This is a genomic window from Paenarthrobacter sp. CC6 (assembly GCF_040560085.1).
Lineage (GTDB): Bacteria > Actinomycetota > Actinomycetes > Actinomycetales > Micrococcaceae > Arthrobacter > Arthrobacter nicotinovorans.
The window spans coordinates 48,853-63,274 of record NZ_JARDAN010000015.1; the positions used below are offsets into that span (position 1 = coordinate 48,853).

15 protein-coding genes are annotated in these 14,422 nt (G+C 63.2%); 13 read left to right on the forward strand and 2 right to left on the reverse strand.

What is annotated here, in order from left to right:
- Positions 1-474: 474 nt before the first annotated feature.
- Complete coding sequence (gene hflX / locus PV760_RS15220) at positions 475-2,037, forward strand: GTPase HflX (protein ID WP_018779081.1); 1,563 nt, start codon at positions 475-477, stop codon at positions 2,035-2,037.
- A complete protein-coding gene (locus PV760_RS15225) occupies positions 2,030-4,090 on the forward strand; it encodes an ATP-dependent DNA helicase (protein WP_018779082.1) in 2,061 nt (686 codons plus the stop codon). Before hflX ends, PV760_RS15225 begins: the two co-directional genes overlap by 8 nt.
- A 39-nt stretch (positions 4,091-4,129) precedes the next feature.
- Here PV760_RS15225 and lexA read toward each other — a convergent pair whose 3' ends face one another.
- A complete protein-coding gene (gene lexA, locus PV760_RS15230; RefSeq protein WP_018779083.1) occupies positions 4,130-4,873 on the reverse strand; it encodes a transcriptional repressor LexA in 744 nt (247 codons plus the stop codon).
- A gap of 347 nt (positions 4,874-5,220) precedes the next feature.
- On the opposite strand from lexA, the gene PV760_RS15235 reads away from it, so the two are divergent.
- From PV760_RS15235 to PV760_RS15270, 8 genes are all read left to right on the forward strand, one after another.
- Positions 5,221-5,580 (forward strand): LysM peptidoglycan-binding domain-containing protein, encoded by a 360-nt coding sequence (locus tag PV760_RS15235; RefSeq protein ID WP_039240619.1) that lies wholly within the window; start codon positions 5,221-5,223, stop codon positions 5,578-5,580.
- 79 nt (positions 5,581-5,659) lie between these two features.
- Positions 5,660-6,778, forward strand: coding sequence for a histidinol-phosphate transaminase (locus tag PV760_RS15240; RefSeq protein ID WP_079582222.1), 1,119 nt, complete (start codon positions 5,660-5,662; stop codon positions 6,776-6,778).
- A 45-nt stretch (positions 6,779-6,823) separates the two neighbouring features.
- Positions 6,824-7,450 carry an imidazoleglycerol-phosphate dehydratase HisB gene (hisB, locus tag PV760_RS15245; RefSeq protein WP_018779086.1) on the forward strand — a complete coding sequence of 209 codons (627 nt, stop codon included), beginning with the start codon at positions 6,824-6,826 and terminating at the stop codon, positions 7,448-7,450.
- Positions 7,447-8,190, forward strand: coding sequence for an imidazole glycerol phosphate synthase subunit HisH (gene hisH, locus PV760_RS15250; protein WP_275778886.1), 744 nt, complete (start codon positions 7,447-7,449; stop codon positions 8,188-8,190). Before hisB ends, hisH begins: the two co-directional genes overlap by 4 nt.
- A complete protein-coding gene (locus PV760_RS15255; RefSeq protein ID WP_018779088.1) occupies positions 8,191-8,349 on the forward strand; it encodes a CG2302 family histidine operon protein in 159 nt (52 codons plus the stop codon).
- A 44-nt stretch (positions 8,350-8,393) separates the two neighbouring features.
- Complete coding sequence (gene priA, locus PV760_RS15260) at positions 8,394-9,137, forward strand: bifunctional 1-(5-phosphoribosyl)-5-((5-phosphoribosylamino)methylideneamino)imidazole-4-carboxamide isomerase/phosphoribosylanthranilate isomerase PriA (protein ID WP_039240621.1); 744 nt, start codon at positions 8,394-8,396, stop codon at positions 9,135-9,137.
- On the forward strand, positions 9,137-10,048 hold the full coding sequence (locus PV760_RS15265) for an SseB family protein (protein ID WP_275778889.1): 912 nt from the start codon (positions 9,137-9,139) through the stop codon (positions 10,046-10,048). The genes priA and PV760_RS15265 overlap by 1 nt, the downstream gene beginning before the upstream one ends.
- 49 nt (positions 10,049-10,097) lie before the next feature.
- Positions 10,098-11,402: an MFS transporter gene (locus PV760_RS15270; RefSeq protein WP_039240625.1), complete on the forward strand. Its 1,305-nt coding sequence runs from the start codon at positions 10,098-10,100 to the stop codon at positions 11,400-11,402.
- A gap of 79 nt (positions 11,403-11,481) precedes the next feature.
- On the opposite strand, the gene PV760_RS15275 is transcribed toward PV760_RS15270, so the two are convergent.
- Positions 11,482-11,877, reverse strand: coding sequence for a DUF1844 domain-containing protein (locus PV760_RS15275; protein ID WP_026267346.1), 396 nt, complete (start codon positions 11,875-11,877; stop codon positions 11,482-11,484).
- Between the two features lie 423 nt (positions 11,878-12,300).
- Here PV760_RS15275 and infC point away from each other — a divergent pair, with 423 nt between their 5' ends.
- The 3 genes from infC (at position 12,301) to rplT (ending at position 14,420) form a co-directional block, all read left to right on the forward strand.
- Positions 12,301-13,323 carry a translation initiation factor IF-3 gene (infC, locus tag PV760_RS15280; RefSeq protein ID WP_229778600.1) on the forward strand — a complete coding sequence of 341 codons (1,023 nt, stop codon included), beginning with the start codon at positions 12,301-12,303 and terminating at the stop codon, positions 13,321-13,323.
- Between the two features lie 117 nt (positions 13,324-13,440).
- A complete protein-coding gene (gene rpmI / locus PV760_RS15285; RefSeq protein WP_011774324.1) occupies positions 13,441-13,635 on the forward strand; it encodes a 50S ribosomal protein L35 in 195 nt (64 codons plus the stop codon).
- A gap of 119 nt (positions 13,636-13,754) precedes the next feature.
- Positions 13,755-14,420 (forward strand): 50S ribosomal protein L20, sunset domain variant, encoded by a 666-nt coding sequence (rplT, locus tag PV760_RS15290; RefSeq protein ID WP_018779094.1) that lies wholly within the window; start codon positions 13,755-13,757, stop codon positions 14,418-14,420.
- Positions 14,421-14,422: the final 2 nt, after the last annotated feature.

The following is a 14,422-nucleotide window of genomic DNA, read 5'->3' on the forward strand; positions in this document are numbered from 1 at the left end:
GGTTCGTTTGACACGGCTGATAGTGTTGAGGTCATGTTCTTGATCTTTGAGTAATCGGCCGAACCACGCCTGCTTTCCAGGCGTTACCCGGCACCGCCCGCGACGCAGGTCCGGCTTGGCACCATGCCCGGCCCATGACCTTTCCGCCCGGCAGGTCCCACGGCACATGTCGGCGCCACTTCCTCGTGGCGCCGGACGCTCAGAAGATCAAAGCCCCACCCATGCCTTCACATGACGGTATTCCCGGAACCGGGCCATCGTGCGAACCCTGGTGGGCAGCATAACGACTTCAAGCAGGCCAGGACCTCCCTGCGGATCCACCCGTCAGATCACCGACGCCACGTCCCCGACAGGCCAGTGGCGTTCAGCACACAGGAGGCCACTTTGGCCCAAGCCCGTCAGCCCAGCGCGAAGAGCGCCCCATCGAGCGACAAACAGCACTATTCTGGAATTGCCGAACAGTCTAAGGAGACCATGACCACCCAGAAGCACTCCGGATCCGATTCCGACGCCCAGGACATGAGTCCTGAACAAATCCAGGCCGTCATCGACCGGATTCTTTCCAAGGATGCCCCCGCACAGGCATCCGAAGACAACGACACCAGTGGTGTGTTCGGCAAGGCGCAGGCCATCTCGACCCTGGACCAAGAGCACAGTATCTACGACGGCGACCAGGAAGACCTGGCCGAGCGTCGCGCCTTGCGCCGCACCGCGGGGTTGTCGACTGAACTCGAAGACGTCACAGAGGTCGAATACCGGCAGCTGCGCCTCGAACGCGTTGTGCTGGCTGGCCTATGGACAGAAGGTACCCTGGCCGACGCCGAGAACTCGCTGCGCGAACTGGCGGCCCTTGCCGAGACCGCAGGTTCTGAAGTACTTGATGGCCTGGTCCAACGCCGCTCCAAGCCGGACCCGGGAACGTTCCTTGGATCCGGCAAGGCACAGGAACTCAAGGACATTGTCGCTGCCACAGGCGCGGACACTGTCGTGGTGGACACTGAACTGGCACCGTCACAGCGACGCGGTCTTGAGGACATCGTGAAGGTCAAGGTCGTTGACCGGACCACGCTGATCCTGGATATCTTCGCCCAGCACGCCAAGAGCCGCGAAGGCAAGGCCCAGGTGGAGCTCGCGCAGCTGGAATACCTGCTTCCACGCCTGCGTGGTTGGGGTGACTCCATGTCCCGGCAGGCCGGCGGCCAGGTGGGCGGGGCCGGGGCAGGCATGGGCTCGCGCGGTCCCGGTGAAACCAAGATCGAACTGGACCGCCGCCGAATCCGCACACGCATGGCCAAACTGCGCCGGGAAATCGCCGCGATGAAGCCGGCCCGTGAGACCAAACGTGCCAACCGCCGTCGTAATGCTGTTCCGTCCGTCGCAATTGCCGGGTACACCAACGCCGGTAAGTCGTCGTTGTTGAACCGCCTCACCGACGCAGGTGTCCTTGTGGAGAACGCACTGTTCGCCACTCTGGATCCCACGGTCCGCAAAGCGCAGACTCCTGACGGCATCGGCTACACACTGGCCGACACCGTGGGATTCGTGCGCTCACTGCCGACCCAGCTCGTTGAGGCCTTCCGCTCAACGCTCGAGGAAGTGGCCGATGCGGACCTCATCCTCCATGTCGTGGATGCATCCCACCCGGACCCCGAAGGTCAGATCGCAGCAGTGCGCACTGTCTTCACCGAGGTCGACGCCCGCAAGGTTCCCGAGATCATCGTCCTGAACAAGGTTGATGTGGCCGATCCTTTCGTGGTTGAGCGTCTCAAGCAGAAGGAACCCCGGCACGCAGTGGTTTCCACCCGCACAGGACAGGGAATCGCCGAACTGCTGGAGGACATCAGCCGGTCCATACCGCGCCCGGGGGTGCGGCTTGAAGTGCTCATCCCGTACGACCGCGGCGACATGATCAACAAGCTGCACAATTCCGATTCCGAGATCCTCAGCCTGGAACACGAGGAAAGCGGGACGCGCGTGGTGGCGATGGTCCGTGAAGGTCTGGCAGCTGAGCTGGAGTCATTCGTCAGTAATGGTTGAGAAGGTGGCGGCGGACGCCGTCGAGTCGGTGGGAGAGAAGACCACCCTGGAATTGTTGGACCGGGCTGTCGCCGGAATGGGCGGCCAAAGCCGTGCCGGCCAGCACGAAATGGCCAAGCACGTCACCCGGGCCATTGAGACCGGGGAACATCTGCTGGTCCAAGCGGGAACCGGTACGGGTAAGTCATTGGCGTACCTGATTCCGTTGATCGCCCATTCCATGGACAGCGATAAACCGACGCTCGTGTCCACCGCCACCTTGGCTTTGCAGACCCAGATCGTAGGCAGGGATCTTCCGCGTTTGCTGGAGACCATCAATCCTGCCCTGGACCGTCCGGTCAATGTCGCGCTCGTGAAGGGCAGGGCAAACTACGTCTGCCTGCAAAAGCTCGAGGGCGGCTTCCCGAGTGAGGAGCCCTCCGAAGGACAACTTTTCTCCCTCGGCGAGGACACGAGCGTGCCGCACTTCGCGGCGTCGGTCGGTGGCCCGTCGTCCCAGCTGGGCAAGGAGGTTGTCCGGCTCCGGGAGTGGGCCGAAACGACGGCCACCGGCGACCGGGACGAGCTCATGCCGGGGGTCACGGACCGTGCCTGGCGGCAGGTCTCCGTGACGTCCATGGAGTGCCTTGGGGCCCAGAAATGTCCGGTTGCCGAGGAGTGCTTCAGCGAGCTGGCACGCGCCCGGGCAGCCGAAGCCGACGTCGTGGTCACCAACCACGCCATGTTGGCCGTCAGCGCGTTCGAAGGCCTCGCGGTGCTGCCCGAGTACGACGTCGTGGTGGTGGACGAGGCCCACGAGCTTCAAGACCGGGTCACAGGGGCAGTGTCAGGGCAACTCTCTGTAGCCATGGTGCACGCCGCGGCATCAAGCGCCCGCAAGCACACAGCCATCACCGTTGACGCCCTGAATGCGGCCGCGGATAGGCTTGACATGGCTATTGCGGGAGTACCCAACGGGCTCCTTCCCAGCGGACTCAACGACGAACAACTCGATTGCCTGGACCAGCTGCGCGACGCCACACGGGCGGCCCTGTCCGATTCGAAGACTGATTCCTCCAGTGCCGCGGACGGCGGACGGCAGCTGGCACGTTCGCGGCTGATGCTCATCCTTGAGCTGTGCGAACGGATGCTCGCTGCCAAGGAGAACCGCGAAGTAGTGTGGTTCTCCCGTAACAGCACTTTTGATCCCCAGCAGGGATACTCCCAACCTGACGAGACCGCGCCTGCGCTCATCAACATCGCGCCGCTGAGCGTGGCAGGCAGGTTGCGCGAGGGATTGTTCGCCGGACACACGGTGGTGCTGACCTCGGCCACGCTGGCCATCGGCTCGGCTTTTGAACCCGCGGCCGGAGGCCTCGGCCTGATTGGCGACGGCGCGCCCAGCTGGACAGGAATCGACGTCGGATCTCCTTTTGATTACCCCAAACAGGGGGTGCTGTACGTGGCGAAGCACCTTCCGAAACCCGGTCGGGGCACGTCACCGGAGGCCTTGGACGAATTGGAAGACCTCATCCGGGCATCCGGCGGGGGAGCACTGTGTCTCTTCTCCTCACGGCGGGCCGCCGAGGAAGCTGCGGACGCCATGCGGCTGCGCCTGGACGTGGATATCCTCTGTCAAGGCGAATCGACCATGGCTGCGTTGGTGAAGCAATTTGCCGACGAGCCGGATACTTGCCTCTTCGGAACCATGTCGCTGTGGCAAGGGGTGGACGTACCCGGCGGCTCATGCCGCCTGGTGGTTATTGACCGGATTCCCTTCCCGCGTCCTGACGATCCCCTGATGACCGCCCGTTCCCGTGCCGTGGCACAGTCCGGGGGGAACGGGTTCATGGCTGTTTCCGCCACCCACGCAGCCATCCGGCTCGCGCAGGGTGCAGGGCGCCTGATCCGTTCCACCGGTGACAAGGGCGTAGTGGCAGTCCTTGATTCACGCCTCTCGACAGAACGTTACGGCGGGTTCCTGCGGGCCGCCCTGCCGCCGTTCTGGGCGACCACTGACCGCACCGTGGTTCGTGGTGTCCTGGAGCGCTTGGGATCCGCCAAGAAGGCGTAGAGGACAGTCAGCTCCGGGCCCCTTACGGGTCGGAAAAAGCTAGAGGGACCTCAGCACCGAAACGACCTTGCCCATGATGGTTGCCTGGTCGCCGAGAATGGGTTCGTACTGGGTGTTTTGGGGCAGCAGCCAGGTATGGCCATCGCGCTGTCGGAACGTCTTTACAGTGGCTTCGTCGTCCAGCAAAGCGGCCACGATGTCGCCGTTGATGGCGTCGTTCTGGCGGCGGACAACGACCCAGTCGCCGTCGCAGATCGCGGCATCAATCATGGAGTCGCCAGCGACTTTCAACATGAAGAGCTCACCGTGTCCCACCAGTTGCCTGGGCAGGGGGAGCACGTCCTCAACTGTCTGGTCGGCCAGGATGGGTCCGCCTGCCGCGATGCGGCCAACCAGCGGAACCATGGCGGTGTCGCTTGCGCTGGTGAGTTCTGTCACAGCCAGGCCGCCGGTGCTCCGAAGCGTTGCCGGTGCCTCCACGCCCGGGATGGGGCCGCCGTCCAGGGTCAAGGGCATCAGTACTTCCATTGCGCGGGGACGCTTGGGGTCCCGGCGAAGGTAGCCGAGTTTTTCCAGCTGGGACAACTGGTGGGTAACGCTGGAAAGGCTGGCCAGTCCAACGGTGTCCCCGATTTCGCGCATGCTGGGCGGGTAGCCGTTGTCGTTGACTGACCGCTGGATGGTTTCCAGGATCTTTTTCTGGCGCACGGTCAGGCTCTTGGGAGTCTTGGGAGGCTGTTGGCTCCGCAGGGGTACCCCGCCGCCTGTGGCTTTCGCTGCCATGTTCGCCAATGCCTTTCGTTCCGCCCCGAAACGAACCGGGGATGCAGGGACTGAAAAAATGTCAGACCCTCCTGTTCCACTGAAACAATGCTGTTCCTTCACTCAAACGTAGGGCAGGCACAGGCGTTTATCAAACATTTGTTCTAGCGAGTCTCGACACCGTTCGTTGATAAGTGCTAAAAATGTCATAGCAAGGTTCGAACATGTGTTCTATAAACCTCGCACTGAAACTGGATGTTCGAACGGACTGTTCGAATACCGGCCGCAGTCGGGAGGAGCACACAAAGAATTGGCAGCCTTGCTCCGGAAGCTCCGGAGCATGGCAATAGCTCAGAAGGGCTCAGCTCATGTCCGCAATAACTTCGTTCGCTGATTTCCGCACCACGCAGGCACCCGCCCGCCTGCGCCTGACCCGCCGTGGCCGGGTGGTGTTCTTCTTCATCCCGGCCATGCTGCTGGCGGCTGTTTTGCTCAGCCTTGCCGGGTTCATCACTTCCCCTGCCAAGGCTTCCGATTCCCAGGCCGAGCTGCAGCCGCCGGTTGCAGTCTCTGTGACAGTCCAGCCCGGTCAGTCCCTGTGGGGCATTGCCGGCGCGGCGGCTCCGGAGCGGGACCCGCGTGATGTCATTGCTGAAATCATCCAGTTGAACGACCTCCGCGGCGGGCGCATCCTTCCGGGGCAGCAGCTGTTCGTCCCGGCCCACTAAGGCTGTTAGCCGGTGGCCGGATCCCGCGCCGCGACGTCATAGTTACTCCGCAGTCCCGCCAGCCCCTTAAACTGTTCCAGTGAGTGAGCAGCTTGAGCGACTTGACCGACTACCCCTCCGGACCAACCTGCGTGGACTGAGCCCCTACGGCGCACCGCAGCTTGATGTCCCCGTTTTGCTCAACGTTAACGAAAACACCCATGGCGTCCCCGCCGATGTTCAGGCGGCGATTACTGAGGCCGTGGCAGCAGCCGCCACAGGACTGAACCGCTATCCTGACCGCGAGTTCACCGATCTTCGTGAGGCCCTCGCCGAGTATCTTGGCCACGGCCTTTCAGCAGACAACATCTGGGCCGCCAACGGGTCCAACGAGGTCCTGCAACAGATCCTGCAGGCGTTTGGCGGCCCGGGACGCAAGGCCCTTGGCTTCCCGCCCACCTATTCCATGTACCCGTTGCTGGCCAGCGGAACGGATACCGAATACATCCGGGGAGTCCGCGCCGATGACTACGGGCTGGATGCCCGGTCGGCGGCTGCGCAGGTGCGCGAAACCGGAGCCAACATCGTTTTCCTGTGCTCACCGAACAACCCCACAGGGACGGGCCTGGGCCTGGATGTGGTGGAGGCCGTGTATGAAGCCGGTGAAGCAAGCCAGGCCATCGTGATCGTGGACGAGGCCTACCACGAGTTCGCCCACGACAACACGCCGAGCGCGTTGACGCTCCTGCCCGGCCGTGAGCGCCTGATCGTTTCGCGCACCATGAGCAAGGCATTTGCCCTGGCAGGTGCCCGGCTCGGCTACATGGCGGCGGCCCCTGAAGTTACGGACGCCATCAGGTTGGTCCGCCTGCCGTACCACTTGTCTGCCATCACGCAGGCCACCGCCCTCGCAGCATTGACTCACCGCGAGGCCCTGATGGCCGACGTTGAGGACATCAAGGTCCAGCGCGATCGGATCGTCACCGAACTTCTCCGCATGGGGCTCAAGCCCGCGGCGTCGGACTCGAACTACGTCTTCTTCGGTGGACTCGAGAACCCGCACGAGATCTGGCAAGGGCTGCTCGACGCAGGCGTGCTCATACGTGATGTCGGCATTCCGGGTCACTTGCGGGTTACCGCCGGGACCGAACCGGAAACCACCGCATTCCTTGATGCCCTGGAAGCACTCCTGGAACGCGCAGCGTCACAGCGCGCCTAAACTTGTCAATAGACCCAACCTCCCTCCCTGCATAAGGACGTCCCAATGAGCGAAACCGGCGCCACGCCGTCCGCTGCCCGCACTGCGCGCATGGAGCGCACCACCAGCGAATCTTCCGTATTGGTGGAGATCAACCTGGACGGTTCCGGAATTTCGGACATCAGCACCTCGGTACCGTTCTACGACCACATGCTGACCGCACTGTGCAAGCACTCCCTGATTGACATGACGGTCAAAGCCACAGGTGACACGCACATCGATGCCCACCACACGGTGGAAGACGTCGCCATCACGTTCGGTGAGGTGCTCCGGACGGCCTTGGGCGACAAAGCTGGTATTCGTCGTTTTGGCGAAGCCACGGTGCCTCTGGACGAAGCCCTCGCCCATGCAGTCGTTGATGTTTCCGGACGTCCGTACCTTGTGCACGGTGGTGAACCTGCGGGACAGGAGTACCACCTGATCGGTGGCCACTTCACCGGCTCGTTGACCCGCCATGTTTTCGAGGCAATCACGTTGCACGCCGGAATTTGCCTGCACATGAACGTTCTTGCTGGCCGGGATCCGCACCACATTGTGGAGGCCCAGTTCAAGGCTTTCGCGCGCGCACTGCGTGCCGCCGTAGAGTCCGATCCGCGTGTCGAGGGCATTCCCTCCACCAAGGGGGCACTGTGAGTAGCCAGGTCCTGAAGAACGGCGCAGTGGCTGACGCCACGGCATCCGTTAGGCCTCAGTCGCCGGAGGGCAAGCCGACCGTTACGGTTCTGGACTATGGATCCGGCAACGTCCGGTCCGCCGTCCGCGCGCTTGAGCGGGCAGGTGCCCACGTGGTGCTCAGCGCCAAGCCTGAGGACGTCCTCAACGCCGACGGCCTGGTTGTCCCCGGTGTTGGCGCCTATGAGACCGTGATGAAAGAACTCAAAGCCGTAGACGCCATCCGCATGATTGGACGCCGGGTTGCCGGTGGACGTCCGGTGCTGGCTATCTGCGTGGGCCTCCAGGTTCTTTTCGAGGCCGGCGTTGAGCACGGTACCGAGTCCGAAGGCATGGCCGAATGGCCCGGCAAAGTCGAACTCCTTCCTGCTCCCGTTGTGCCGCACATGGGATGGAACACAGTGGACGTACCTGAGGGTTCCAAGCTGTTCGCCGGTGTGGAGCAGGAGCGTTTCTACTTCGTTCACTCCTACGGTGTGCAGGAGTGGAACTTCGACGTCGTGCAGCCCCGCATGGCGCCCCCCATGGTCACGTGGTCCGAGCACGGCGCACGTTTCATCGCTGCCGTGGAAAACGGCCCGCTGTGCGCCACCCAGTTCCACCCCGAGAAGTCGGGCGACGCCGGGGCCCGCCTCCTGCGTAACTGGGTGGATGGCCTTCGGAAGCCCGCACCGGAAGCTTCCGGAAACGGTGCTGCCTAGATGTGGTCTGTGATCCTCATGGGCCTGGCCGGCCTCCTGGTGGGCGGTGGGATTTCCTTCCACCAGCAAAAGAAGCCCCGCTGGGTCTCTATTTCTTTCTACGTGTTGGCCGGGATGTCCCTGCTGGCTGCGTACCTCCTGACACTTCCCGGTAACTGAACCGCTGGTCCCAAGCCGGCGATCCCTCAACTCCAAGGACACACATGACCACCTCCTCCCAGTCCGTACTGGAACTCCTGCCGGCCGTCGATATCGTCGATGGCCAGGCGGTGCGCCTCCTGCAAGGAGAGGCGGGATCTGAAACCAGCTATGGGACGCCCTTGGAGGCAGCCTTGAACTGGCAGAACGACGGTGCGGAATGGGTCCATATGGTTGACCTCGACGCCGCCTTTGGCCGTGGCGACAACGCCGCTCTCATCAGCGAGGTCGTGTCTCAGCTCGACGTCAAGGTGGAGCTTTCGGGCGGCCTGCGGGATGACGAATCACTCGAACGGGCCCTCGGTTTGGGCGTTGCCCGGGTAAACCTTGGGACAGCAGCGCTGGAAAACCCGGAGTGGACGCGCCGGGCGATCGAACGCTTCGGTGACAAGATCGCCGTCGGGCTTGATGTCCGCGGTACTACGCTGGCCGGACGCGGATGGACCAAGGAAGGCGGGGACCTTTGGGAGGTTCTGGCCCGCCTCGAGGACGCCGGGTGCGCCCGCTACGTAGTCACGGACGTTACCAAGGACGGAACGCTGCAGGGCCCCAACGTGGATCTGCTGCGTCAGATGGTGGAGAAGACCGGCAAGCCCGTAGTGGCTTCCGGCGGTATCTCCAGCTTGGAAGATCTTCGCGTGCTGCGTGAACTCGTGCCGCTGGGTGTCGAGGGTGCGATTGTGGGCAAGGCTCTGTATGCCGGTGCCTTCACCCTGCCCGAAGCCCTGGACGTGGCCGGCCGCCGCTGATGGGCCGCCACTCAGCCCACGAGCCGGAGCTTAACCAGCGGGAGAAGCGCGACCTGCCCGGTCACATCGCGGCGGCCTTGGCAGGCGCCGGGGGAGCCACGGACTCGGCGGGCCAACCCTGGGCAGGTAGAAGCCTCACTGGCGACGACGCCAAAATCCACAACTTCGAAGACGATGATGGAACCGCAGACGCCGGTTACCTTGCGGCTATTGCGGCGCTGATCGACGGAACCGGTGGCGAGGCGGAGGTCGTGGCCTCCCTGGCCATGGCACGTGTCTTTGTCCCGGTGGTTGCCCAATTGGCCGAGGAAGCCGAAGGCGTCGACGGCCTGCATGCAGACAAGCAGGCCGATATGGCATTGGTCACACTGAAGGCCCCCGACGGCCGCACGGCAATGCCGGTGTTCACCTCGGCGGCAGCCTTGGAAGCCTGGCACCCCCAGGCGCGGCCGGTCGCTGTTTACGCAGCACGCGCAGCACTCTCGGCGGTGTCGGAAGGGGCCCAACTCCTGGTTTTGGACCCTGGCTCCCAGTTCGCCTTCGTCGTGCGGCGACCCGCCATGTGGGCGCTCGCGCAGCAGAAGGACTGGACGCCGTCATACCTTGATGATCAACTGGAGACTGCTCTCGTTTCGACGATTTCAGCCTTCACTGCGGTCCGCCGCCTTGAGACGCACCCCGGCGGTGGCGTTGCGTCCCTCACGGCGGACGGCCGCCAGGTCCTCGGAGGCGGTCCGGGCCCGGAACTGCGTGTGGTGCTTTTCCTCGAGGACGGTTTGGACGCCGGGGCCGTGCAGGCGCTTGTCGCGCAACTGAACGATGCGTGGGCACGGATGGATTCCTTTGCCGAGGGTGTTGATTCCATGGAAGTAAAACTGCAGCGTGCAGCACAGGAGCGCGCGCCGCACTAATGGCAGGTCCGGTTCCCCTGGACTGCCCGGGGAAATGAGGATTGAGCCAGTGAACTTCGCTCTCTACAAAGAGATGCTGTCCATACGCCCTGTCCGGCGGCTGCTGGTTGTCGGGATGGTTGCGCGTATCCCGCATTCGGCCGCGGGAGTGCTACTTACCTTGCACATTGTCCTGACGCTTGGCCAGGGATATGCCGCTGCGGGTGCTGCTGCGGCGGTCATGACCATCGGCATTGCCCTGGGCGCACCGTGGCGTGGCCGCAGGGTTGACATGGTGGGGCTGCGTAAAGCTCTGATCCCGTCAGTTGTCTCCGAAACCGTCATCTGGTCGATCGTCCCGCACGTGTCGTACCAATGGCTGTTACCTCTGGTGTTCATCGGAGGCCTGTTCACTCTGCCGATCTTCAGTGTCGTCCGCCAATCGTTGGGCGTCATGGTGGACGGTGAGCAGCGGCGTTCGGCCTTTGCCTTGGATTCCATAGCCACCGAGCTTGTTTTCATGATCGGTCCGGCCGTTGGAGCTGTGGTGGCGACCAGCGGCTACTCGGCTCTTGGCCTGACCGCCGTTGGTATCTCGGTATCTGTGGCTGGACTTTTCCTGATGTGGTTCAACCCGCCCACCAGAAGCGAAGCCGCCTGCACACCGGAGGAATCCGCCGATCGGGAGTCGGCCGATCTTGCGGCAGCGGAGGCGGCCATGGTGGCTTCGGCTCCTGCGCATGTCCAGGAAGCGGCCTCGGAAATGGCGTCTGCAACCTCGCGCACGGCCGGGCTCCGGAGCCGAGTGGCCAGGAATTTCACCTGGTTCACCGTTTCTGTTGCTGCGCTCTTCGCAGTAGCCGCTGGTTCGGGCATGGTGCTCAGCGGCTCGGATGTCAGCATCGTGGGGCTGCTGGAACGTGGCGGCCACCAAAACGAGATCGGTATTGTCTTCTTCTTCTGGTGCGCCGCGTCGGTAGTCGGCGGTCTCATCTACGGTTCGATGAAGCGGTCCATCTCACCCATGCTCCTTCTGCTGGGCATGGCCGCACTGACCATTCCGATGGGATTTGCCCAGGACACCTGGACCCTGGCGTTCCTCTCACTCCTGCCGGGCTTGTTGTGCGCACCGGTGCTGTCGGCTTCCTCCGAGAAGGTTGCGGACCTTGTGGAGGAGGATCGCCGGGGCGAAGCAATGGGCTGGTACGGCTCTGCGCTGACCGCCGGTGTTGCTCTGGGGGCGCCCCTGGCAGGGGTCTTCATCGACACCGTGGGTCCGTCAGGCGGCTTCGCTGCTGTTGGTATCGCCGGCGTCGTGCTGTGCGCCACCGGCCTGGTGCTCATGTCCATCCGACGACGGGCTGCCCGGGTCTGAGTCAACCGGCACCAGACGACGACGGCGGGTCGACCACTGATGGTCGGCCCGCCGTCGATGATTATTCAGGCAGTTGGCGTCAGTTCACCGGTCCGGTGAACTTTTCGCCCGGGCCCTTGCCGGGGGCATCCGGAATGATGGATGCCTCGCGGAACGCGAGTTGCAGGGAGCGCAGGCCGTCGCGCAACGGCCCTGCGTGCTGGGAGCCGATTTCGGGTGCGGCTGCGGAGACCAAGCCGGCGAGTGCGGTGATCAGCTTGCGGGCTTCGTCCAGGTCTTTGAGATCCTCGGCGTTGGGGTCGTCGGCAAGCCCAACCTTGACCGCTGCCGCACTCATGAGGTGCACGGCGCCGGTGGTGATGACTTCCACTGCCGGGACCTCTGCGATGTCACGGATCTGCTGGGAGACTCCGGCGTCGGCCGCGGGGGCGTCTCCGCCGAAGGAATTGCGGGAATTGCTGTCTTCAGTGCTCATACTGGTAAGCTTGTCACAGACCGACTGGAAGTCGTTATTCACCGTGGACATCTACAGTACTGTGGGCATCGACAGTGAACCATCGCAGTCAACGTCCCGCCGTTCGCAATGTGCGCTTGGCGGGTTGTTTCTGTAGAATTGACTTTCAGTTTGCAAGCGGAGTTCTCTCCCACCCGCGTCAGCCGTTTCCCTTCGGGGACAGGATCCCCTTGATGGGACAAGAGGTTGCCGGGTACCTGGTCGGACATTTCAGGGTTGATCCCGGAAGTGCGCGCTTTCCATAGGGGAAGTGGATCCGATCTTCGAGGCCTTCGATTGCGCCAGCAATTGGGGGCCTTCTCTATTTGCCGGTGACACCACCACAACCACAGGAGCTTTAACATTAGCGAGCCAAGAATCAATGAGCGTATCCGCGTCCCCGAGGTGCGGCTGGTCGGCCCTGCCGGCGAACAGGTAGGAATTGTCCGCATCGAGGACGCACTGCGTCTTGCTGCCGAATCCGATCTCGATCTCGTTGAAGTTGCGCCGCAGGCTAAGCCTCCTGTTTGCAAGTTGATGGACTTCGGCAAGTACAAGTACGAAGCCGCCGTCAAGGCCCGCGAAGCCCGCAAGAACCAAACCAATACGGTTCTGAAGGAAATCCGCTTCCGCCTCAAGATCGACAAGCACGACTACGAAACCAAGCGCGGGCACGCTCTGCGCTTCCTCGGAGCCGGTGACAAGGTCAAGGCCATGATCCAGTTCCGTGGTCGTGAGCAGCAGCGGCCTGAAATGGGCATCCGCTTGCTTCAGCGTTTCGCGGAGGATGTAGCCGAGGTTGGCGTCATCGAGTCCAGCCCCCGCATCGATGGCCGCAATATGGTCATGGTGATCGGACCGCTGAAGAACAAGGCCGAAGCGAAGGCTGAAGCCCGTCGTGCCAGCCAGCGTGCAGAAGCCAAGGCCCAGAATGAGGCCAAGGCCGCAGGACGCGTTGACACCACGGGGGAGCAGGCGCCGCTGACGCAGAGCCTCGCCGATCTTCTGCCCGAAGGCTTCAAGGTTTCCGAAGAGGAAAGCACGCAGGAAGCTCCCGCAGCAACCGAGGCGCCCGCAGCTGAAGAAGCACCGGTTGTCGAGGAAGCTGCAGCTGAAGCTCCGGTTGCCGAAGAGGCACCTGAAGCAGCAGAGGAAGCACCCGTTGCTGAGGAAGCTCCGGCTCCCAAGGCGGCTCCGGCACCTAAGGAAGCTCCGGCTCCCAAGGCGGCTCCGGCACCTAAGGCGGCTCCGGCTCCCAAGGCAGCTCCGGTGGAGGCAGCTCCGAAGCCTGCTGTTCCGGCTGCGGCGCCCAAGCCAGCGGTTCCTTCGGCCCCGAAGCCTGTCGCCAAGCCGGCAGCTCCCAAGCCGGCTGCCCGGCCCGCGGCCCCCAAAGCCACGCCGAAGCCAGCAACACGTAAGACCAATTAGTTCAACGCCGCGGAGGCCCTGGCCTCCACCGGCAAGCAACCAGCACGTCGGCCCTGGTGGCCGGCTGCGCGATAGAATCGCGGACTTGTCCGTGGATACGTAAGGAGATCGGTTCCCATGCCGAAGATGAAGACCCACAGCGGTGCTAAGAAGCGCTTCAAGCTGACCGGTACCGGCAAGCTGAAGCGTCAGCAGGCCAACCGCCGTCACTACCTGGAGCACAAGTCATCCAGGCTGACCCGTCGCCTCGCAGGCGACAAGCTCGTCTTCAAGGGCGATGCCAAGGTCATCAAGAAGATGCTCGGCGTCTAAGTTCCAAGTTCTTTGGTTACTGCCATCCGGCAGGGACCGACTACACCAAAAGCCTTCTCAGGCCGGCCGGGTTTCCGGCAGTAGCAGCTTGGGATAAAGATTTCTGAAGGAGTACGCACGTGGCACGTGTGAAGCGGGCGGTAAACGCCCACAAGAAGCGCCGGGTTGTCCTCGAACGCGCCAAGGGTTACCGCGGTCAGCGTTCGCGCCTGTACCGTAAGGCCAAAGAGCAGCTGCTGCACTCGTTTGTGTACAGCTACGGTGACCGCCGTAAGAAGAAGGGCGACTTCCGTCGCCTCTGGATCCAGCGCATCAACGCTGCATCCCGCGCCAACGGCCTCACCTACAACCGTCTGATCCAGGGCCTCAAGGCCGCTGAGGTCGAGGTTGACCGCCGCATGCTCGCTGAGCTGGCTGTTTCCGACGCCAACGCTTTCGCCGCTCTGGTGAACGTTGCCAAGGCTGCCCTGCCGGCTGACACCTCTGCTCCGGCTGCCAAGGCTGCTCCGAAGGCCAAGGTTGCTCCGGCTGTCGCTACGGCTCCTGCCGTAAAGGCTGTCGTTTCCGAGAAGCCGGCCATCGATGGCGCAGTTGCCGCCGACGGTGACGAGGCTCCGGAAGGCTACGCCATCAAGGGCAACGCCGAATCCAAGAAGTACCACGTTCCGGGTTCCACCTGGTACAACACCACTGCTGCTGAATACTGGTTCTCCACCGTTGAAGCTGCGAAGGCAGCCGGTTTCGAGCCGGCCGGCGGCGAAGCCCGCCAGCAGATCAAGAACTAGTC